Annotated in this window: 19 protein-coding genes and 1 pseudogene; 10 read left to right on the forward strand and 10 right to left on the reverse strand. The window is 43.9% G+C overall.

Annotated elements, in window-relative coordinates; genetic code table 11:
- Nucleotides 1-95 precede the first annotated feature (95 nt).
- The 5 genes from ORJ01_RS14630 (at nucleotide 96) to ORJ01_RS14650 (ending at nucleotide 3,596) form a co-directional block, all read left to right on the forward strand.
- On the forward strand, nucleotides 96-524 hold the full coding sequence (locus ORJ01_RS14630; protein WP_306178665.1) for an energy transducer TonB: 429 nt from the start codon (nucleotides 96-98) through the stop codon (nucleotides 522-524).
- A 112-nt stretch (nucleotides 525-636) separates the two neighbouring features.
- Nucleotides 637-894, forward strand: a complete 258-nt coding sequence (locus tag ORJ01_RS14635) for a hypothetical protein (RefSeq protein ID WP_306178666.1) — start codon at nucleotides 637-639, stop codon at nucleotides 892-894.
- Between the two features lie 93 nt (nucleotides 895-987).
- A complete protein-coding gene (locus ORJ01_RS14640; protein WP_306178667.1) occupies nucleotides 988-1,560 on the forward strand; it encodes a hypothetical protein in 573 nt (190 codons plus the stop codon).
- A 117-nt stretch (nucleotides 1,561-1,677) separates the two neighbouring features.
- Nucleotides 1,678-2,421 (forward strand): DUF695 domain-containing protein, encoded by a 744-nt coding sequence (locus tag ORJ01_RS14645; protein ID WP_306178669.1) that lies wholly within the window; start codon nucleotides 1,678-1,680, stop codon nucleotides 2,419-2,421.
- Between the two features lie 668 nt (nucleotides 2,422-3,089).
- Complete coding sequence (locus ORJ01_RS14650; protein ID WP_306178671.1) at nucleotides 3,090-3,596, forward strand: CIA30 family protein; 507 nt, start codon at nucleotides 3,090-3,092, stop codon at nucleotides 3,594-3,596.
- A 75-nt stretch (nucleotides 3,597-3,671) separates the two neighbouring features.
- On the opposite strand, the gene ORJ01_RS14655 is transcribed toward ORJ01_RS14650, so the two are convergent.
- The 9 genes and pseudogenes from ORJ01_RS14655 to gyrA all read right to left on the reverse strand — a co-directional run bounded on the left by ORJ01_RS14655 (nucleotide 3,672) and on the right by gyrA (nucleotide 14,340).
- Nucleotides 3,672-3,950, reverse strand: a complete 279-nt coding sequence (locus tag ORJ01_RS14655) for an HNH endonuclease (protein WP_306178672.1) — start codon at nucleotides 3,948-3,950, stop codon at nucleotides 3,672-3,674.
- 190 nt (nucleotides 3,951-4,140) lie between these two features.
- Complete coding sequence (gene pyrF / locus ORJ01_RS14660; RefSeq protein WP_306178673.1) at nucleotides 4,141-4,839, reverse strand: orotidine-5'-phosphate decarboxylase; 699 nt, start codon at nucleotides 4,837-4,839, stop codon at nucleotides 4,141-4,143.
- Between the two features lie 20 nt (nucleotides 4,840-4,859).
- Nucleotides 4,860-5,939, reverse strand: coding sequence for an N-acetylglucosaminyl transferase (locus tag ORJ01_RS14665; RefSeq protein WP_306178674.1), 1,080 nt, complete (start codon nucleotides 5,937-5,939; stop codon nucleotides 4,860-4,862).
- A gap of 333 nt (nucleotides 5,940-6,272) precedes the next feature.
- Nucleotides 6,273-6,566: pseudogene (gene ihfB, locus ORJ01_RS14670) on the reverse strand (integration host factor subunit beta); the annotation flags it as partial.
- Nucleotides 6,567-6,621: 55 nt separating this feature from the next.
- Nucleotides 6,622-8,304, reverse strand: coding sequence for a 30S ribosomal protein S1 (gene rpsA / locus ORJ01_RS14675; RefSeq protein ID WP_226751685.1), 1,683 nt, complete (start codon nucleotides 8,302-8,304; stop codon nucleotides 6,622-6,624).
- Between the two features lie 109 nt (nucleotides 8,305-8,413).
- Nucleotides 8,414-9,106 (reverse strand): (d)CMP kinase, encoded by a 693-nt coding sequence (gene cmk, locus ORJ01_RS14680; protein WP_306178675.1) that lies wholly within the window; start codon nucleotides 9,104-9,106, stop codon nucleotides 8,414-8,416.
- 149 nt (nucleotides 9,107-9,255) lie between these two features.
- A complete protein-coding gene (gene aroA / locus ORJ01_RS14685) occupies nucleotides 9,256-10,536 on the reverse strand; it encodes a 3-phosphoshikimate 1-carboxyvinyltransferase (protein WP_226751597.1) in 1,281 nt (426 codons plus the stop codon).
- Complete coding sequence (serC, locus tag ORJ01_RS14690) at nucleotides 10,533-11,615, reverse strand: 3-phosphoserine/phosphohydroxythreonine transaminase (protein ID WP_226751686.1); 1,083 nt, start codon at nucleotides 11,613-11,615, stop codon at nucleotides 10,533-10,535. Before serC ends, aroA begins: the two co-directional genes overlap by 4 nt.
- Before the next feature lie 97 nt (nucleotides 11,616-11,712).
- Nucleotides 11,713-14,340 carry a DNA gyrase subunit A gene (gene gyrA / locus ORJ01_RS14695; RefSeq protein ID WP_306178676.1) on the reverse strand — a complete coding sequence of 876 codons (2,628 nt, stop codon included), beginning with the start codon at nucleotides 14,338-14,340 and terminating at the stop codon, nucleotides 11,713-11,715.
- Nucleotides 14,341-14,528: 188 nt separating this feature from the next.
- Between gyrA and ubiG the strand changes: the two genes are divergently transcribed.
- From ubiG to ORJ01_RS14720, 5 genes are all read left to right on the forward strand, one after another.
- Nucleotides 14,529-15,239, forward strand: coding sequence for a bifunctional 2-polyprenyl-6-hydroxyphenol methylase/3-demethylubiquinol 3-O-methyltransferase UbiG (gene ubiG, locus ORJ01_RS14700; protein WP_226751599.1), 711 nt, complete (start codon nucleotides 14,529-14,531; stop codon nucleotides 15,237-15,239).
- Nucleotides 15,240-15,583: 344 nt separating this feature from the next.
- Complete coding sequence (gene nrdA, locus ORJ01_RS14705; protein ID WP_226751600.1) at nucleotides 15,584-17,875, forward strand: class 1a ribonucleoside-diphosphate reductase subunit alpha; 2,292 nt, start codon at nucleotides 15,584-15,586, stop codon at nucleotides 17,873-17,875.
- 106 nt (nucleotides 17,876-17,981) lie between these two features.
- On the forward strand, nucleotides 17,982-19,112 hold the full coding sequence (gene nrdB / locus ORJ01_RS14710; protein ID WP_226751601.1) for a class Ia ribonucleoside-diphosphate reductase subunit beta: 1,131 nt from the start codon (nucleotides 17,982-17,984) through the stop codon (nucleotides 19,110-19,112).
- Nucleotides 19,113-19,117: 5 nt separating this feature from the next.
- The gene (gene yfaE, locus ORJ01_RS14715; RefSeq protein WP_226751602.1) at nucleotides 19,118-19,375 is read left to right on the forward strand and encodes a class I ribonucleotide reductase maintenance protein YfaE; all 258 of its coding nucleotides are present in this window, start codon (nucleotides 19,118-19,120) and stop codon (nucleotides 19,373-19,375) included.
- 66 nt (nucleotides 19,376-19,441) lie between these two features.
- Nucleotides 19,442-20,404, forward strand: a complete 963-nt coding sequence (locus ORJ01_RS14720; protein WP_306178677.1) for a hypothetical protein — start codon at nucleotides 19,442-19,444, stop codon at nucleotides 20,402-20,404.
- A gap of 73 nt (nucleotides 20,405-20,477) precedes the next feature.
- On the opposite strand, the gene ORJ01_RS14725 is transcribed toward ORJ01_RS14720, so the two are convergent.
- Nucleotides 20,478-21,047, reverse strand: coding sequence for a YceI family protein (locus tag ORJ01_RS14725; protein ID WP_306178750.1), 570 nt, complete (start codon nucleotides 21,045-21,047; stop codon nucleotides 20,478-20,480).
- Nucleotides 21,048-21,053 lie beyond the last annotated feature (6 nt).

The raw sequence follows: 21,053 nt of genomic DNA on the forward strand, positions 1-21,053 counted from the left end.
ACAAGGCGCACCATTCGCTCCCTTCGGTCGCTGGGATGCCAACCGCGATGCGGTCGTCACCCATGTGCTTTGCGTTAGGGCAATAAGGAAGTTCAGTGAACAAATCAAAACTATTAGCAGTTTCGGCGCTCTTTGCGCTAAGTGCCTGTTCAACAGTAAATCAAACAGTTGTATCGGAATCTCTAGTTTTAGTTGGTAACAAAGAAGCCGTTGAAAAGTATTGGGTAGTTGAGCGTAAAGTTGCTCCAGAATATCCGCTGGCGGCTGGCAAAAATGGTATATCGGGTTGCGTGGAATTTACGCTTTTAATTGATGGTGACGGTAAGCCTCAAAACTTGACGGTAATTAAAAGTTTCCCTGGTTCAACCTTCAACAAAAAGGCCTATGAAGCATTGAGAAAATGGCAGTGGACACCCGCTGCTAGCAATACTCAAAAGCAGCAAGTTCTAACAACGATACAATTAGACTTCACTACTCAAAAGTCAGTTAATCATGCTGAGGCCTATGCAGCGTGCAAAATTTAAATTGCCCTAACAAACAAATATTATCGCCAGCAAAAAGCGCTGGCTGCGACGTCAACCCGCTGCGCGGCTTTCCGCGGTAAATTTGGGCGTTATATGCCACGGGAGCTTTTAAATGGAATTTGAAATTTGGTACTTAGTCGTAGGTATTGCGATTCTACTCAATATAGTTGTTTCTATATTTCTGGCGCGTCGTGATGATTTGGAAACCTTTCAAAAAGGTGCTCAGATATTTATTGTTTGGTTAATCCCATTTTTCGCTGCTATTGGGTTATGTTTATTTCACCGCAGTCAGGATGCTCCGACTAAAAAGCACAAAAACTTTGGTGAAGGCCCAAGAGATGGGATTGCAGGTGGTTCCTCAGGTGATTAATGGCATATAACAAACCAAGCCAGCGGGAATTTTACTCGCTGAAAAACGCTCATAAAATCCCCTGCTTTGGGCGTTAAGCCTCTAGGCGTACACATGAAATACCTTTTAGGAATTCTAATAATGATTTGGAGTGTTTTCTCTTCCGCTAAAGACTATCCAGAAGTAATTGTCGGCGAGGAAGATGGTTTTGTTGATCTTACCTTTACGATCTCAAATTCAAAAAAACTCGAATCTGGCTCATATCAGGTTGTCGTAAAAGGCAACCTGAAGGGCGATAAGGTTGGGTTTGCAATAGAGCTTTTGCCCTCTTGGAACCCGCAAGCGGTGGAAGGCATTGACGATGCCTTCTATTGGGGGGAGGCATTCTTCAGAAGCACTGGTTCTGAATCTGAAAATTTCATAAAGTCACTGGCTACTTTATACGGCGAAACTATAAACAATGTATCTGTCTCGGAAAAGGTATATGCCCAAGTTGTTGGGCTTGCCTGTAATCCCGAAGAGATTGATGAATTGCCATGCAAAATGAAATTCTTTTTTAATCCCGACGGTGAGGAAGATCTTTACTCTGAGGTTTTTATAAACATTGATACTGTTGCAAAAGAGCTAGAGTTCAACGAGAAAGACAATGATTATCGTGCACCATTATTACGTTCGTTGTTGCAATAAAGGCTTAACAAGCGGCTCCACCGGACAAATTTCCGCTGTCACCTTTTTTGCGTGGCAAAAAAGCCGCCATCAAAAATTTGCTCGGTAAGTCGGGCGTTACACCTACAAGGAGAGATCGTGCTAGATATTTGGTATACATTCCCTGCCACGATGGGCGAGGACCGAGCTTGGATATCCTACAATCACGGTTACGGAGAGGTTGCAGAATCAGACCCTCGTCACAACGTTTTAAGAATCAGGCTCACGCTTAAAAACCCCACAGAAACAGGTATGCCAACAAATGAGGAGTATCCTCAATTATCTAAAATTGATGAAATGTTAGATGAAAAATTTTCTGAGGTTGGCGGTGTTTATGTTGGGCGCGTAACCGTTGATGGTCATCGTTTCTTTTATTTTTATCTAAACATTGAAGAAAAGCAGGCATCAGAAATAATTGATGAAGTAACAGCCAAAACTTCTTACCAAATGCAATACGTGCACGAAAAAGATACTAACAAAAAATTCTATTGGGAGCAGCTTTATCCAACAGATGACGACTGGCAGGTAATTCAGGATTTGAAAGTTTTGGATTCACTGTCTGAAAACGGCGATCTTAAAGATAAAGAGAGGGAAGTTATGCACTGGGCATATTTCCCAAGTGACTCTTCATACAATCAATTTGCTGCATGGGTAAAGTCAGAAAATTATGAATTACACTTTACAGGTAAAGACGAAGACAGCTCTGATTGCTATACAAAATTTACTCATGTTGGAGCTATGCATCTTGTGGATATTACCAACCATACGATTAAATTAGGCAAAAAAGCACGAGAGTTAGGTGGTAGGTATGATGGGTGGGAAACCAGTGTCGAAAAAAAGTAGGTGTAACAAAAACATTATGTTGGGAGTTTTACTCGTTGAAAAAGCGCTCCTAAAACCCCCATATGTTAAACGTTGGTATGACTCCCCATAAATCTTGCTCATTACTAGAGAGTTGAAATTCCTCTTGCCAAGTATTCGCAAAGCCGAAGGCTAGGAGAAGGGTAACAAAACCTGTAGCAATCAAGTTTGAAAACGTGTCAAAAATACCGAGTATTTCAGTAAACACAGAGCTAATGATTAACTAAATTAAAAATCGGTACAACTAATCCAGAATATCTACAAATTCCCCAGGTTAATTCTTATTTACTATTATTCCAAAATCGTAAATTTTTATTTCCAATTTTATGCACCATTAATCACTCAAAGTGGAAATCCCAGTTATTGTGAAACATCCCAAAATCGATATGAACTTTAAAGACACCTATAAGTAATTTAACATAATATACATTATGAGCTATATTGATTATGTTAGGCAAAAGCACCTGCTGACAGCATTTTGATGCAATATTGCACCATTTAACTAATAAAACCGTATTGATAAGCATCTTACCTTTGAGTGTTTTATTATGCGGAATACCAGTATTAACTATTCTTTAGCGATATGTGCTTTTGTCTTTAGTCAGGCTTTTGCGCAAACCACTTTAAACAATCAATCTGCGAGCGCTGCTATGTCAGAGCCAGTAACATTACAATTTTATAATCAACAACACTTCAATCAAGCGATGTTAATCCATGACACCGTTATGGGTGGTCGCTCTAAAGGAAATGCACGCTTAATGTCTGAAAATAACGGTGTGTTATTTGTTGGTGATTTATCTTTAGAAAACAATGGCGGTTTTGCCTCGATAGAATTTAATTTGGCGCAAGCCTTACCCAAGCAACGTTTTCAGCAAGTGGTATTAGCCACGGTTGCTGATGGAAGAACTTATCAACTACGTTTAAAAACACCTTATATTCCTCGCGGTGTGGCTTATGTTGCAGAGTTTAAAACAACGGCTGATGTACAGCGCTATGCTTTTAATCTTGCTGATTTTCAAGGGCGTTATCGCGGCCGAGCTTTAACCAATATGCCAGAACTTCACTTTAAAGATGTGCAGCAAGTATCTTTAATGCTCGCAGATAAGAACCCTGGACCATTTCGGATTGAGTTGTATGATCTGCAATTTAACCAATAAAATAAATTATTAAAATCAAGAAGTTACAGTTACTGCTCACTGAAAATTAATGGTAAAGGTATAAATATTAAAGGCTTATTTTTGTTTTGCTGCCCACTGTAAATGACGCTGTATAGCGTCGTCTGCAAGTAATAACTCTAAGGTATTAAAACGCTGCGCCAAAGTGATTTCATCATATTGTTTATGAATGGCTTTGTGGCACAATCGGCACAAATAAACACCTTGCTGCAATTCTGCTTTGCTGTACTTTTTGTTAAAACGGCTACGCCGATGCATTTTACGTGGAATAAGATGATGAAAGGTCAGTAACGTCTGTCGCTGACAAAGCTGACAATGTTTCACCGCCAACAGCATAGTTAACTCCTCTCGCTTTAAACGTTAGCCTCACCCTACTCGACATTTTTTGCCCATTACTTAATGGCTAAGATATACATATTACGTTGAGTGCTTAGGATGTTTTACGCGGGAGGCGGTGTTTTAGCTCTGTGAAAATGCAGCGGCAATTTCACAGAGCTCACCAAATATCGAAGAAATCAGACTATACTTATGCCAGCTCTGCAATGATAGCCTGTAATGCAGCTAACGGATCTGCCGCTTTGGTGATGGGTCGACCAATCACCATGTAATCCACACCAACCGCTTTGGCTGCTGACGGTGTCATGACTCGGCGTTGATCATCAGCTGCGGCATCGGCTAAACGAATACCGGGTGTCACTAACTGAAACGCACTTCCAAATTGTTGTTTTAACATACTGGCTTCTTGTGCCGAGCACACTACTCCATCTAACCCCGATTGTGCTGCTAAACCTGCCAATTTCATCACTTGCTCAGCCGGTGTTAAAGTGATGCCCAGTTCGGTTAAATCTTGTTGTTCCATGCTGGTTAACACCGTGACCGCAATTAATTTGGGTCTGTTGTCTCCAAAGCGTTGCAAAGCTTCTTGCGCTGCTTTCATCATACGACTACCACCACTGGCATGCACATTAACCATCCAGACACCAAGATCCGCGGCTGCACTCACCGCTTTGGCTACGGTGTTTGGAATATCATGAAATTTCAAATCAAGAAAAACGTCAAAGTGACGTTGTTGTAAGGCTTTGACAAATTGCGGCCCAAAATGAGTAAACATCTCTTTGCCGACTTTTAAACGACATAATGACGGATCAAGTTGGCTGACCAGCGCCAGAGCATCGGCTTGCTTTTCATAATCTAAAGCAACAATGACAGGAGACTTGCACGACATGAATTATCCTTTGAAAAAAATTAACGGCCATCTACGCCAGCAATAGGCTCTACCGTTTCCCATTGCTGACATGAAGGACATAACCAATACGGTTGACGAGTTTTAAAGCCACAGCTGCGACAGCTGTAAAGAATTTTACTGGCAAGATAAGCATTCACCAGCTCTTCTACTGAGCTGAGTACCTCTGCCGCTTGAGCAGATTGCTGTTGCCGAATTTGTAACAATTTTTGAAATAAACGAATGTTCGGCTGTTGCCGTAATTTATCAAGCACATAATGCTCTGCAGCGGTAATTGAGCCATGTTCAGTTAACCAATCGCACAATAATAAACGCGCGCTAGTATTGTGATGCTTATCTGCAAGCAAGGTAAGCAACTGATACCACTCATCTTCATCTAAATGGCATTGGCTTAATTGCGGTAAAATATCCGCACTCCATTGTGGCTTTTGTTTCAAAATGCTCAGCAAAGCACCTTTAGCCGTAGCCGCATCATGCTGAGTTAAGGCTAACTTTGCCAATTCAAAACGTGGACGAATAGCCTGAGGATAACGCTCGGCCAATTCCGCCAAGATAGTCAGATCCAGCGCAGCCCCTTTTAAACTTTCCGTATGCAAATTAGCCAGCGCAATGCGTAACGACTTAGACTGGGTATTGGCCACTTCAGTGGTTAATGCAACCGCTTTGCTTAACTCATGCGTCGCCATAAAAATACTGAATAGTTGCTTTAGCGAGGCTTCGCGTAATGCTTCGCTGTTAACTAACTGCAGTAATAAATGCTCTGCCCGATCATACAAACCCGCAGAGTAATAATCTTTAGCCAACTCAAATTGAATGTGTTGCGCTTGTACTTTAGGCAGTTTTAATTGGTGCAGTTTTTCGTGAATACGAATGGCCTTATCCCAATCACCTTTGCGACGGAATAAATTAGCTAATGCAAGGTAGGTGTCGATGGTTGCCGCTTCAATATCAAGAAGTTCAAGCAACTGCTCGATCGCTTTATCTTCTTGATCTGTGAGGAGGAAATTTAAACCCGAAGATAGGTTTCGGGTAATATTTGCCCTACCCTTAAGCTCTTTGTGTTTGAGGCTATTTTGTCCCATAAACCAACCGTAAGCAACGGCGACGGGAAGCAAAAGAAATAGCAGCTCAGGCATAAGAATTAGGTGTTATCAGTTGATTTATTTAGCCAACGTTTTGTTTTTCGTTGCAGCGCAAATAACAAACTTAACAGCAGTCCGATTATTAGGCCTAAAACTAGAAAGATCACTGCGATATCAATTACTCGCAATGTTAGCTTAACAACCAACAAATTCAGTTCGGCAGTTTGCTGATTAGTTGAGCCTAGTAGAAAACCAAAAAGTACTACGGCTACAATAAATAAAATAAATAATATTTTGCGCAACACTCAGCTCCGCTTAAGAAATAAAAAGCGCTTACGTGTTGTCTTTTACGCGGTCACGTAACTCTTTACCGGGTTTGAAATGAGGTACGTATTTGCCATCAAGTTCTACTTTGTCGCCTGTTTTTGGATTACGGCCTAAACGAGCAGCACGATAATGCAAAGAGAAACTACCAAAGCCACGTATTTCAATACGCTCACTTGATGCTAAAGATTGTGCCATCTGTTCCAAAATCTCTTTCACAGACGCTTCTACATCTTTGACTTGAATATGGGGAAAATCAGTAGCTAACTTTTCAATCAATTCAGACTTGGTCATAGCCCCTCCGGCAAACCTGCGAGTAGAATAAGCAAGGGGCGAATGCCCCCTGCTTTATCAGCAATTAATCCTGCTTTTGAGCAGCTTTAAATGCTTCAGCCATAGCGTTACCACCGAAATCAGCTTCTTGTTGTTGCTTGCTGTTTACAGTGTCCATAGCTTCTTTTTCTTCAGCTTCGAATTTCGCTTTGATAGACAGGCTAATTACGCGGTTCTTACGATCCACACCCATCAAACGCGCTTCAATTTCTTCGCCAACTTTCAATACAGTTGATGCATCTTCAACACGGTCACGTGAAATATCAGATACACGAACATAACCTTCAACAGCGCCTTCTAACATAACAGTAGCGCCTTTCGCGTCAACGGCAGTAACTTCACCTTTAACGATAGCACCTTTTTTGTTATCAGCAAGGTAACCATTGAACGGATCTTCATCCAGTTGTTTGATACCTAAAGAAATACGCTCGCGCTCTGGGTCAACTTGTAACACAACAGCGTGTACTTCGTCGCCTTTCTTGAATTCACGAACCGCTTCTTCGCCAGTAGCGTTCCAGCTGATGTCTGATAAGTGAACCAGACCATCGATACCGCCGTCTAAGCCGATAAAGATACCGAAGTCAGTGATTGACTTGATCTTACCGCTTACACGATCACCCTTGTTGAAGCCCTTAGCGAACTCTTCCCATGGGTTAGCTTTACACTGTTTCAAGCCTAAAGAAATACGACGACGTTCTTCGTCAATTTCTAGAACCATCACTTCCACTGAATCACCTAAGTTAACCACTTTAGATGGGTGGATGTTTTTGTTGGTCCAATCCATTTCTGAAACGTGAACTAAGCCTTCTACGCCTTCTTCGATTTCTACGAAACAGCCGTAATCTGTCAGGTTAGTTACACGACCCGTGATGCGAGCACCTTCTGGGTAACGTGAAGCGATAGCTGCCCACGGATCTTCGCCCATTTGCTTCAGGCCTAAAGAAACGCGTTGCTTTTCGCGGTCGAATTTCAGTACTTTTACTGGAATCTCGTCGCCAACGTTAACGATTTCGCTTGGGTGTTTAACGCGCTTCCATGCCATATCAGTGATATGCAGTAAGCCGTCTACGCCACCTAAGTCAACGAATGCACCGTAGTCAGTCAGGTTCTTAACGATACCTTTAACTTCCATGCCTTCTTCTAAATTCTCTAACAGCTGATCACGTTCTTGGCTGCTTTCAGATTCAATAACAGCACGACGAGAAACCACGACGTTGTTACGCTTCTGATCAAGCTTGATAACTTTGAATTCCAGCTCTTTGTTTTCTAAGTGCAGCGTGTCACGTACTGGACGTACGTCAACTAATGAACCAGGCAGGAACGCACGGATACCATCAACTTCAACTGTGAAGCCACCTTTAACTTTACCAGTGATAACACCGATAACCGTTTCTTTATCATCGCAAGCTTTTTCCAGGCGAACCCAGGCCTCATGGCGCTTAGCTTTTTCACGTGATAATAAGGTTTCACCGAAACCATCTTCAATAGCGTCTAATGCTACGTCGATGATGTCACCTACACTCACCTCGATCTCACCGCTCAAAGACTTGAACTGTTCAACCGGGATAGCTGCTTCTGATTTAAGACCGGCGTCAACCATAACAACGTCTTTCAGAACCGCTACAACAGTACCTTTAACGATGGCACCAGGACGAGTTTCGATAGTTTTGAGGCTTTCCTCAAACATTAGTGCAAAATTTTCAGTCATATTCACTTTTTCAGTTAAGTTCACCACGTCGCATCTTGCGTTGTGGGGTTGCTAAGTTTACCAATAACATCCTTATTACTGGCTGTCCAAAATGCGGCCTTGGCCTGGTTCAAACGCTTGTTAACGACAACTTACTGTTAACAAACTGCAGTACCTCTTGCAGCACCTGTTCAATGGGTTTATTGGTCGAATCCAGCATGTAGGCATCAGCTGCCGGTTTTAAAGGCGCTGTAGCACGATTCATATCGCGCTCATCCCGAGCTTGGATTTCGTTCAAAAGGTCGCCGATGTTAACATCAAAGCCCTTTTCTTTCAACTCTAAATAACGACGCTGCGCCCGTTCTTCGGCGTCTGCAGTTAAAAATATTTTAACTTCTGCTTGTGGAAAAACGACGGTTCCCATGTCGCGACCATCCGCCACTAAGCCCGGCTCTTCAGCAAAAGCCCGTTGCCGGCGTAACAATGCTTCACGTACGGTAGGCAGTGAGGCAATTTTTGAAGCCATGTCAGCAACGTCTTGAGTTCGAATGGTTTGGCTAACATTTTCGCCTTCTAACGTCACGCGCGTGTTACCGTGTTCATCGCCACTGAATTGCACATCAAGATGCGCGGCTAAAGGTTGCAGTGCCGCCTCGTCGCTTGGATTAATTTGATGGTGCATGGCAGCTAACGCTAACACGCGGTATATAGCGCCGCTGTCGAGTAATTGCCATCCCAGGTGTTGCGCCAATAAACGGCTAATGGTTCCTTTACCTGAACCGCCTGGTCCGTCGATGGTAACGACTGGTGCTAATTGTGGCATCCTACCCCCTAAGTTAAAACGTCAATTCGGTGTTTCAAAACGCGGTTTATTATACAGCTTTTTATGACGATTGCTGGTTTAACTGCAATTTATAAAAACAAAAACGCGCAATCATTTTGGTTACGCGTTTTTAGGTTAGGTGAAGGGTTTTAATGGCTTAGCTTATTGAATTCCGTAAAGTAGCTGGGAAAGGTTTTTGCAGTACAATCCGGGTCTTCTATTGTAACGGCCGTATCACTAAGTGCCACAAGCGAAAAACACATTGCCACACGGTGATCATTATAGGTCGCAATACTGGCATGTTGCAGTTGTGCTGGCGGTATAATTTTTAAATAGTCTTCGCCTTCTTCCACCTCAGCGCCTACTTTTCGCAATTCTGTTGCCATCGCGGTTAAGCGATCGGTTTCTTTAACCCGCCAATTATAAACATTACGGATTACGGTTGGGCCTTTGGCGAACAAGGCAGTGGTGGCAATCGTCATTGCTGCATCAGGAATAGCGTTGTAATCACGGTCAATGCCACGCAACTCGTTACGCGTAACTGATATGTAATCGTCACCCCAATCAACAATCGCGCCCATTTCAGCCAACGCATCGGCAAAGTGAATATCACCTTGCACAGCATGTTTACCAATTCCGGTGACCTTAACGGTGCCTCCTTTGATAGCCGCTGCGGCCAAAAAGTAAGATGCCGATGAAGCATCACCTTCAACTAACCACTGGCCGGGTGACTGATAACACTGGTTACCCGTAACCAAAAAGCGCTTATAATCTTGGTTTTCTACTTCAATGCCAAACCGAGACATTAACGCTAAGGTAATATCAATGTAGGGTTTAGAGACTAATTCACCTTGGATCTCAATAACACTGTCACCGGCTAATAAAGGCGCGACCATCAGTACTGCCGTTAAAAACTGACTTGAGACACTGCCATCGATCAGGCAATGCCCCCCTTGCAATGGCTTACCACGAATACGCAATGGTGGATAATTAACGTCGCCTAAATAGTCGATATCCGCTTGCCACTGCACCAATGCATCCACCAAGTGGCCAATGGGTCGCTCGTACATTCTTGGCTCGCCGGTTAAAGTAACATCTACTTGGCAAGCAGCCAGTACCGCCGTAAGCGGACGCATTGCGGTGCCAGCGTTACCTAAAAATAGAGACAAAGGCTCAGCTTGGTTAAAAACGCCGCCATTGCCTACTAAGGTACAACGGGTGCGACAAGCAGATAATTGATACGAAATACCCAGAGCAGTTAACGCGCTAAGCATGTGCCGAACATCATCACTGTCGAGTAAGTTACTGATTTCGGTTGTACCTTTCGCTAAGGCTGCTAACAGCAGCACTCGGTTAGAAATACTTTTTGAACCGGGTAAATGCACTTCACCGGCGATATGAGCAATGGGGTTTAAGGTTAGCGTCTTCATCCGTTTACCTTTGCAAAATCTTTCATAAAACTCACTAAAGCCTCAACACCTTCTTGTGGCATAGCGTTATATAAACTGGCGCGCATCCCACCCACCATTCGATGGCCCTTTAAAGCCAATAAACCTTGCTGCTCAGCTTGCTTTACAAAGCTGTCGTTTAATTGTTCATCAGCTAGGAAAAACGGTACATTCATCCAAGAACGATAGGCCGGGTCAACATCATTGCGATAAAAATCACTTTCATCGATGTAGCGATACAGTGTTTCGGCTTTACGTTGATTACGTTGAGCCATGGCCGCTAAACCACCTTGTTGTTTTAGCCATTTGAACACTAAACCCGCTAAATACCAGGCGTAGGTGGGTGGTGTATTAAACATGCTGTCATTTTCAGCAGCGAGGCGATAATCCAAGATCGCTGGAATGGCGGCATCTTTTGCAGGTAACAGATCTTCACGCACAATCACCAGGGTTAAACCTGATGGGCCGATATTTTTCTGAGCGCCGGCATAAATAACGCCATAACGCGCAATATCAATGGGCCGTGATAAAATGGTCGACGACATATCTGCAACAATCGGCACCTGGGTTTGCGGTAAATCGGTAAATTCTAAACCATCCACCGTTTCATTGGGGCAGCAATGAACGTAAGCCGCATCTTCGTGTATCTGCCAGTCACTACTGGCGACCATACTGCGTAATTGTGCAGCGGTTTTTTGCCGAATATCGTGCTCACGAACCGCGCCAAACTTTTTCGCTTCTTCTACTGCGGCTAGTGACCAAGCACCTGACACGATATATTCAGCCGTTTTGCCGCTGTGCAATAAATTCAGTGGCACTGCTGAAAACTGCCCACGGCCGCCACCGTGCATAAATAAGACTTTATAATTGTCGGGAATGGCTAACAGATCTCTGAGATCTTGCTCAGCTTGTGCTGCCAGTTGCATAAATACTTTACTGCGATGGCTCAATTCCATCACCGAACAACCCTGTCCTTGCCAGTTAATAAATTCCTGCTGTGCCTGTTGCATCACCGCTGTAGGTAACATGGCTGGGCCAGCACAAAAATTATAGGTGGTCATTGTCATATCTCGCTTCTTTGTTGGTTAATTTCAAACTGGCCTTGGTTATTTTTTATTCTAAAAACAAAACGAGCGCCAAAGCGCTCGTTTTTAGGGGTTACTCTTCTTCGCCACTGGCATCTTGTGCTAATTGGCTGTCTTGTACTTCTGGCGTACGGCTTGCGCCTTCTTCGGTTACCGCTAAGATTTGATCCTCTTGGATCTCATCAATGCGTTCCACGCCAACCACTTTTTCACCTTCTTGAGTACGGATCAAGATAACACCTTGCGTGTTACGGCCGACTTCAGAGACTTCTTTCACACGAGTACGTACCAAGGTGCCTTTGTTTGAAATCATCATGATTTCATCGCTTTCTGACACTTGCACAGCACCCACCACCAAGCCGTTACGCTCAGACACTTTAATCGATACCACGCCTTGTGTGGCACGGCTCTTCGCTGGGTATTCGCTTAATGCTGTTCGCTTACCGTAGCCGTTCTCGGTAACTGTTAAGATGGGGTTATCGCCGTTCGGGATAATCAGTGAAACAACACTGCCCCCTTCACGTAAACGAATACCGCGCACACCGGTAGCCGTTCGGCCCATGCCGCGTACTTGATCTTCAGTAAAGCGTACCACTTTACCGTCATCTGAGAACAACATGATTTCGTTGCTACCGTCAGTGATCGCGACATCAATTAGGTGATCGCCTTCGTTTAGGTTAACCGCAATAATACCGTTGGCACGTGGACGCGAATAATCGGTTAACGCCGTTTTCTTCACGGTGCCGTTAGCCGTGGCCATAAAGACAAACTTGCCTTCTTCGTATTCTCGTACTGGCAGAATGGCGTTAATACGCTCGCCTTCTTCCAGTGGTAACAAGTTGATAATCGGCTTACCACGCGCGGTACGGCTTGCCAGTGGTAATTGATAGACTTTCATCCAATACATCCGGCCACGATTCGAGAAGCATAAAATCGTATCATGGGTACTGGCGACCAACAGCTTATCAACAAAATCTTCGTCTTTAACCGTTGTTGCCGCTTTACCACGACCACCACGACGCTGCGCTTCATAATCGCTTAACGGTTGATATTTGGCATAACCAAGGTGTGATAAGGTCACCACAACATCTTCTTCGGTGATCAAATCTTCGATATTGATATCCAGCATATTATCCTGGATCTCAGTGCGTCGAGCATCGCCATACTGCGCTTTAATGGCTTCTAATTCTTCGCAAATCACTTCCATTAAGCGTTCAGGGCTGGCCAAAATATGTAATAACTCGGCAATCAGTTCTAACAGATCTTTATATTCAGCTAAGATCTTTTCATGTTCCAGGCCGGTCAGCTTTTGTAAGCGTAAATCAAGAATGGCTTGAGCTTGCTGTTCCGTTAAGAAGTAAAAACCATCACGAATACCAAAATGTGCTTCTAACCACTCTGGTCGTGCGGCATCCTCACCGGCGCGCTCTAACATCGCCGTTACGCCACCAAGTTTCCAACCGCGCTCAACTAAACCGGCTTTCGCTTCGGCTGGGCTGGCAGAGGTTTTAATCAGTTCAATAATTTCATCGATGTTAGCCAGTGCAATGGCTAAACCTTCTAAGATATGGGCACGATCACGCGCTTTACGTAAGTCATAAACAGTACGACGGGTAACCACTTCACGGCGATGCAGGATAAAGTATTCCAGCATCGGGATCAGCCCCAGTAACTTCGGCTGATTGTTGGCCAAGGCCACCATATTGATACCAAACACGGTTTGCATTTGGGTATTGGCATACAGCTGGTTTAACATGACGTCGCTTGATTCGCCACGTTTCAATTCAATAACGATACGCATACCGTCTTTGTCTGATTCGTCACGTAAAGCCGATATGCCTTCAATACGTTTTTCTTTAACTAATTCCGCAATTTTTTCAATTAAGCGGGCTTTGTTCACTTGGTAAGGAATTTCGTGCACGATAATCGCTTCACGACCGGTTTTTTCATCGGTTTCGATAAACGTTTTCGCGCGGATATACACCTTTCCACGACCCGTACGGTAAGCTTCTTCAATACCCTTACGGCCATTGATGATCGCAGACGTTGGGAAATCGGGACCGGGGATATATTGCATTAATTCATGCAATTCGATATCTGGGTTCGCAATTAACGCTAAACAGCCATCGATCACTTCGGTTAAGTTGTGTGGCGGGATATTAGTTGCCATACCCACAGCAATACCCGAAGAGCCGTTGATCAATAGATTAGGCACTTTGGTTGGCATAACCGCAGGGATCATTTCGGTGCCGTCATAGTTTGGCACGAAGTCTACGGTTTCTTTATCAAGGTCAGCCAGCAATTCGTGTGCAATACGCGCCATGCGAACTTCGGTGTAACGCATCGCCGCTGCAGAATCGCCGTCGATGGAACCAAAGTTACCCTGACCATCTACTAACATATAACGTAACGAGAATGGCTGAGCCATCCGGACGATCGTGTCGTATACCGCACTATCACCGTGTGGGTGATATTTACCGATAACATCGCCGACAACACGCGCCGATTTTTTATAGGCTTTGTTCCAATCGTTGCCCAATTCCTTCATTGCGAATAACACACGACGGTGTACTGGCTTCAAACCGTCCCGCACATCGGGTAAGGCGCGGCCTACAATGACGCTCATCGCGTAATCGAGGTAAGAATTTTTTAATTCTTCTTCGATATTAATCGGGACTATTTCTTTGGCCAGATCTGTCATAAAACGTTATTTTCCCTTAAATCAAATAGATAACTCGCTTTTTTTGATCTTCTACAGCGCGAGACAACGCGGGATTCTACCACAGAATCAGCGCCTTGCCATGCCTGTTTATGCCTTGTATAAAGATTGCTGTCTTTGCCATAACAGATCAAGGCCTTATAATGACAAAAAACAACAAGGTTAGCATTATGACAACGCATACTAATGTCGATCCCGCAGAGATCGCGAAATTCAATGATATCGCTGCCCGCTGGTGGGATCCAGAAGGTGAATTTAAGCCTTTACATCTGTTAAACCCGACGCGTTTAGGCTTTATTTGCGATCAAGTCGGTGGCATTTTTGAAACGACAACACTTGATGTGGGCTGTGGCGGCGGTATTTTAGCGGAAAGCATGGCACGGGCCGGTGCTAACGTCACCGCAATTGATATGGCCAGCGAAAGTTTAAATGTGGCGCGTTTGCATGCTTTAGACAGCGCTCTGACGATTGATTATCAACAAAGCACGGCCGAAGCGTTTGCCGCAATGCACCCCGCTAAGTTTGATTTAGTCACTTGCATGGAAATGTTAGAGCATGTGCCTGAGCCCGCTTCAGTGGTTCAAGCCTGTGCCGATTTAGCTGCGCCTGGCGCCACTTTGATTTTTTCGACGATTAATAAAACGCCAAAAGCCTATTTAATGGCTATTTTAGGTGCAGAGCATTTATTACGGATCGTGCCTAAAGGGACGCATCAGTTTGATAAATTTATTCGCCCCTCTACACTAATGCGCTTTATCGAAGCGGCCGGCTTAGAGGTCGTGGATGCGACCGGTTTACACTTTAATCCGGTTTATAACAGCTTTAAAATTGGCCCTGGATTAGACGTTAATTATTTTGTGGTGGCACGCAAACCCGCATAAGACAGCTAGCCGCCTAAACTAGGCGGCTTAATAACTAGATAAACTTAAAACGCTGCTTATTAGAACAAATGATTTTTTTACGCATTTTTAGCATAAAACACTTGCCTAAAATGCGTGATACCCGGCACACTGACTATCAGGTTAGCAGCTACTTACTAGATTAAACATTCCGAAATTTTGCCGCATTTCCTCTCTTGCAAAAATCATTAATCCACTCTATCTTGTGATCGAATTTAGAAATACACCCATATGTTGTGTAATACAGCAGCAACATGGGTTTATTTTATCGCCGTGTTTTGCACACGCATCCCTTTATGATTAAAAAGAAACGGAATACTTCAGCAATGACTCAAACTCTTTTTGTGACCAAGCGCGATGGCCGCCGTGAACCCCTCGATTTAGATAAAATCCACCGAGTTATCACTTGGGCAGCCGAAGGTTTAGCTAACGTGTCGGTATCACAGGTAGAATTGAAATCGCATATCCAGTTTTATGATGGCATTAAATCTTCAGACATTCATGAAACCATTATTAAAGCAGCGGCTGACTTAATTTCGAAAGACACCCCTGATTATCAATATATGGCGGCGCGTTTAGCCGTGTTTCATCTGCGTAAAAAAGCTTACGGTCAATTTGAGCCACCTCATCTTTATAAGCATGTGGTTAAGATGGTGGAAGCTAAACGTTATGATGCGCATATCCTGGCCGATTACAGCGAAGCAGAATTAGATCAACTGAATAGCTTTATTGATCACGGTCGTGATTTGAACTTCAGTTATGCTGCGGTGAAGCAATTAGAAGGTAAATATCTGGTGCAAAACCGGGTTACCGGTGAAATTTATGAAAGTGCGCAGTTTTTATATATTTTAGTCGCGGCCTGCTTGTTTGCGAATTATCCGAAGAGCCAACGCTTGGATTTTATTCGCCGTTTCTATGACGCCACTTCGTTATTTAAAATTTCATTACCCACACCCATCATGTCTGGTGTGCGTACCCCAACCCGTCAATTTAGCTCATGCGTGTTAATTGAATGTGGCGATAGCTTAGACTCAATTAATGCAACTTCAAGCGCTATCGTCAAATACGTGAGTCAGCGCGCGGGTATCGGTATTAACGCCGGACGTATTCGCGCCTTAGGCAGTGCTATTCGTAATGGTGAAGCCTTTCATACTGGCTGTATCCCGTTTTATAAGCATTTTCAAACCGCGGTTAAAAGCTGTTCACAAGGGGGGGTGCGTGGTGGCGCGGCAACCTTATTCTACCCGCTTTGGCATTTAGAAGTAGAATCATTGCTTGTTCTGAAAAACAACCGTGGTGTAGAAGAAAACCGCGTGCGTCATTTAGATTACGGTGTGCAGTTCAACCGCTTAATGTATACCCGTTTAATCAAAGACGACTACATCACCCTGTTTAGCCCATCTGATGTGCCAGGCTTGTATGACGCTTTCTTTGAAGATCAAGAGCAGTTTGATGCTTTATATGTGAAATACGAAGCCGACAGCAAAATTCGCAAAAAACGGATTAAAGCCATTGAACTATTCACCTTGTTCATGCAAGAGCGTGCCAGTACCGGGCGTATCTACTTACAGAACGTCGATCACTGTAATACTCATAGCCCGTTTAATCCTAAGCTTGCGCCAGTGCGTCAAAGTAATCTCTGTTTAGAAATTGCCTTACCTACTAAGCCACTTGAGCATGTAAACGATCCTAATGGGGAAATTGCCCTGTGCACCTTATCTGCATTTAACCTAGGGGCCATTACTGATTTATCTGAATTAGAAGAGTTGGCTGACCTAGCCGTACGTTCATTAGATAGTTTGTTAGATTATCAAGACTACCCTATCCCAGCGGCTTACTCGGCATCGATTGCCCGTCGTACTCTGGGTGTCGGTGTGATCAACTATGCCTATTATCTGGCAAAAAATGGCGTGAAATACTCTGACGGTTCCGCTAACGGTTTAACGCACCGGACCTTTGAAGCGATTCAATTTTACCTATTAAAAGCGTCAATGAAACTAGCGCAAGAGCGTGGTCCTTGTCCTAAGTTTAACGAGACCACTTATGCGCAAGGTATTTTACCAATTGATACCTATAAAAAAGATTTAGATAAAGTTTGCCAAGAACCCTTACATCTAGATTGGGAAACGCTGCGTAAAGATATTCAACAATATGGTTTACGTAACTCTACTTTATCGGCCTTAATGCCGTCAGAGACCTCTTCGCAGATCTCTAACGCCACCAATGGTATCGAGCCACCACGTGGCCATATCAGTGTGAAAGCCAGCAAAGACGGTATTTTAAAACAAGTTGTTCCAGAATATGAACGCTTAAAAGATCAGTACGAATTGCTTTGGGATATTCCGACTAACGATGGTTACTTAGCCTTAGTCGCGATCATGCAGAAGTTTATCGACCAAACCATTTCGGCGAACACCAACTATGATCCCGCTAAGTTTGTTGGCGGTAAAGTACCGATGAAAGTCTTACTGAAAGATCTGCTTAACGCCTACAAACTTGGGGTTAAAACCATGTACTACCACAATACTCGTGATGGTGCAGCAGACTTACAAGATGATATTAAAGCGGCCGCAGCAGAAGAAGATGATGGTTGTGCCGGCGGTGCTTGTAAAATTTAGTCAGTGTGGTGCTAGCCTGCTTGGCTAGCACCATAAATACAATCGTTTAGGGTGCTGTTTAACCCAATGATGTTTATCACTTTGTTTCTCAGGATTAGTAACTAACATGGCGTATACGACTTTTAACCGCAACATGAACGACCAAATGAAAGAACCGATGTTCTTTGGTAATTCTGTCAATGTTTCACGGTATGACCAGCAAAAGTATCCTATTTTTGAAAAGCTGATTGAAAAACAACTGAGCTTCTTCTGGCGGCCTGAAGAAATCGATGTCAGCAAGGATCGTATCGATTTTCAGCAGTTACCTGAACATGAAAAACATATCTTTTTAAGCAATTTAAAGTACCAAACGTTGCTGGACTCCGTGCAAGGTCGCTCACCTAACATCGCGCTATTACCTATCGTTTCGATCCCAGAGCTTGAAACCTGGATTGAAACCTGGGCATTTAGCGAAACCATCCACAGTCGCAGCTATACGCATATCGTGCGGAATATCTCGTCTGAGCCGCACAAAGTGTTCGACGACATTATGTTGAACCAGAAAATCTTAGAGCGTGCTGAAGATGTCTCACGTTACTACGATGAATTGATCGATGGTATTAACCTGTATCAACGCCATGGCGCCGGTACCCATGTGCTCAATGGTGAAACGGTCAGTATCACCCTGCGCGAACTGAAAAAACGGCTGTATCTGTGTTTGATGTCGGTTAACGTACTAGAAGCCATTCGTTTTTACGTTAGCTTTGCATGTAGTTTTGCTTTTGCAGAACGCGAGCTGATGGAAGGCAACGCCAAAATTATCCGCTTAATTGCTCGTGATGAAGCACTGCATTTAACCGGAACACAGCATATGCTGAATATTATGGCCAGCGGTGATGACGACCCCGAAATGGCGGAGATCGCCAAAGAGTGCGAAGAAGAAGCGTATACCATTTTTATGCGCGCTGCCGAGCAAGAAAAAGATTGGGCGGCTTACCTATTTAAAGATGGCTCGATGATCGGCTTAAACAAAGACATCTTGTGTCAGTATGTGGAGTTTATTACCAACAGCCGGATGCAAGCGGTTGGTTTAAAAGCGCGCTTTAGCACCACGCAAAATCCGATCCCGTGGATCAATACTTGGTTAGTATCTGATAACGTACAAGTTGCACCTCAAGAGTCAGAAATCAGCTCTTATTTGGTTGGCCAAATTGATAATGAAGTTGATAGTGGCTCATTTGGCGACTTTGATCTCTAAGCATAATGACTGAAGTGATCGTTAATGCGCAAGCGCCGCTACAGTACGATAGCGGCCAGCGCAATTTGCTCGATTTTCTGGAAAAACAGCAACACACCCTTAACTTTCAGTGCCGTGAAGGATTTTGCGGAGCCTGTCGTTGTACGCTGATAAGTGGCCAAGTTCGCTATTTACAAGAACCTTTAGCCTATGTTCGTCGTGGCGAATTCCTGCCTTGTTGTAGCGTTCCTGCCAGTAACATTGAAATAGAAATTCCGAAATAGGATAGCTATTTTTTGTTATTTCGCGCAAAATTAGCCCATTAGTTTCTCTTGGTGATCCGCTAATTCATGAAATCTGTTTTGCTCTCCCTGCTGTTAAGTTTGCCTACCACCAGCACTGTACCCACTGAGTTACAACAACTGTTTGAGCAAGCACGCTATCCGCAATTATTGCAACAACTGCAGCAAGTTGAACCTAATGCCGCCTTACAGTTGTTAAAAGCAAAAGCGCTGATCCAGCAGCAGCAACGTGAAGAAGCCAACACCCTGCTTAATGAGTTAGTTATTGCCTATCCAAACGATGTGGCCATTTTGACCCAAGCGGCGCTAAACAAAGTGGCCTTAGCCAATGACGGTTCATTATTCCAAGCCAGAAAACGCGCAACTGACGCCCTGGCTTTATTTCAACAAGCGGTTGAACTCGATGCGCATTTCTATCCGGCACAACAAGCGTTAATTACTTTTTACCAAACCGCACCAGCAAATGTCGGCGGCAGTAAATCATTAGCGGCTGAGCAAGCGAACCGTTTACAGCAATTAAATGCGGTACAAGGGGTTTTGGCCAAGGTGATGATTGCGGTGAATGAGTCACGCTTAAATGAAGCCTTAGCTATGCTGGAACAGCAACTGCAGATCAGTATTAATCAACCCGATTTGTTACTACGCAAAGCAACCTTACTTGCCCAGCAAAATGCCTATTTAGCGGCGCAAGAAGCCTATTTAAAAGCCTTACCCTTTTTAACTGATCCGATACAACAATATAGCAGTCGCTTTCAAATTGGTCGACTGGCGGTATTTACCAATCAGTATCAGCAGCAAGGTATTGAGGCACTTGAAAGTTATCTCGCTTATTACCAAGGCAGCCAACAAAGCCGTGTCAGCCGTGCAAAACTACGCTTAGCACAATTGTATTTGCAGCAAGGTAACAAGGACAAAGCACGTAGCTTGTATCTGCAAATCGCAGAAGTGTTAACTGAAGAGCAAGACTTTTTAGATGCACGTTCTAAATTAGGAAGCTTATTACAGCAATAAGCTAATGCGTCAGTAGCGACTAAAAAATAAAGGCGACCTGGCATCTAGCAGCGTCGCCTTTTTTATCCGTCCCTTACTGCTTTATGCCTTCAACGCTCAATTCCATAAAGACAGTGTTAGATGCTGGGCCTAAATCGTAATTAATCCCAAAATCTTTTAAAGCAAAAGAAGTGGTGCCCGCGAAACCTGCGCGATAACCGCCCCACGGATCTTGGCCTTCACCGATTTTCTCAGCCGCAATGACCACGTCTTTTGTCACACCATTTAAAGTGAGCTTACCGTGTAAATCAAAGTTATCGCCAGCTTTGGCAACAACCTTAGTACTCACAAATGTCGCCTTGGGATGTTTAGCGACATTTAAAAAATCGCTACCACGCAAATGCTTGTCGCGCTCTGCATGGTTAGAGTCAATACTGTTGGTATCAATTGATAACTGGATCTTAGAGGCGGTGAGATCTGCAGCATCGTAACTAAAGTCACCGGCAAAGGTATTAAAGCGCCCATACAGCCAACTGTAGCCAAGATGACTTATCTTAAATTGCACAAAGGCATGGGCACCTTGCGTATCAATAACATAATCAGCGGCATGAACCGGTAAAGCCGACAATGTAGCCAGCGTTGCAGCCAATAATAATTTCTTCATCATATT

The organism is Alishewanella sp. SMS8 (genome assembly GCF_030737935.1).
Lineage (GTDB): Bacteria > Pseudomonadota > Gammaproteobacteria > Enterobacterales > Alteromonadaceae > Alishewanella > Alishewanella maricola.

Excerpts from the sequence above, each read along its gene's own strand:
- ubiG (WP_226751599.1), top strand. The coding sequence starts at position 14,529 with ATGACAACGCATACTAATGTCGATCCCGCAGAGATCGCGAAATTCAAT.
- yfaE (WP_226751602.1), top strand. The coding sequence starts at position 19,118 with ATGACTGAAGTGATCGTTAATGCGCAAGCGCCGCTACAGTACGATAGC.
- ORJ01_RS14640 (WP_306178667.1), top strand. The coding sequence starts at position 988 with ATGAAATACCTTTTAGGAATTCTAATAATGATTTGGAGTGTTTTCTCT.
- ORJ01_RS14665 (WP_306178674.1), bottom strand. The coding sequence starts at position 5,939 with ATGGGACAAAATAGCCTCAAACACAAAGAGCTTAAGGGTAGGGCAAAT.
- nrdB (WP_226751601.1), top strand. The coding sequence starts at position 17,982 with ATGGCGTATACGACTTTTAACCGCAACATGAACGACCAAATGAAAGAA.
- ORJ01_RS14720 (WP_306178677.1), top strand. The coding sequence starts at position 19,442 with ATGAAATCTGTTTTGCTCTCCCTGCTGTTAAGTTTGCCTACCACCAGC.
- ORJ01_RS14725 (WP_306178750.1), bottom strand. The coding sequence starts at position 21,047 with ATGAAGAAATTATTATTGGCTGCAACGCTGGCTACATTGTCGGCTTTA.
- ORJ01_RS14650 (WP_306178671.1), top strand. The coding sequence starts at position 3,090 with ATGTCAGAGCCAGTAACATTACAATTTTATAATCAACAACACTTCAAT.
- pyrF (WP_306178673.1), bottom strand. The coding sequence starts at position 4,839 with ATGTCGTGCAAGTCTCCTGTCATTGTTGCTTTAGATTATGAAAAGCAA.
- gyrA (WP_306178676.1), bottom strand. The coding sequence starts at position 14,340 with ATGACAGATCTGGCCAAAGAAATAGTCCCGATTAATATCGAAGAAGAA.
- ORJ01_RS14635 (WP_306178666.1), top strand. The coding sequence starts at position 637 with ATGGAATTTGAAATTTGGTACTTAGTCGTAGGTATTGCGATTCTACTC.
- serC (WP_226751686.1), bottom strand. The coding sequence starts at position 11,615 with ATGACCACCTATAATTTTTGTGCTGGCCCAGCCATGTTACCTACAGCG.
- rpsA (WP_226751685.1), bottom strand. The coding sequence starts at position 8,304 with ATGACTGAAAATTTTGCACTAATGTTTGAGGAAAGCCTCAAAACTATC.
- cmk (WP_306178675.1), bottom strand. The coding sequence starts at position 9,106 with ATGCCACAATTAGCACCAGTCGTTACCATCGACGGACCAGGCGGTTCA.
- aroA (WP_226751597.1), bottom strand. The coding sequence starts at position 10,536 with ATGAAGACGCTAACCTTAAACCCCATTGCTCATATCGCCGGTGAAGTG.
- nrdA (WP_226751600.1), top strand. The coding sequence starts at position 15,584 with ATGACTCAAACTCTTTTTGTGACCAAGCGCGATGGCCGCCGTGAACCC.
- ORJ01_RS14655 (WP_306178672.1), bottom strand. The coding sequence starts at position 3,950 with ATGCTGTTGGCGGTGAAACATTGTCAGCTTTGTCAGCGACAGACGTTA.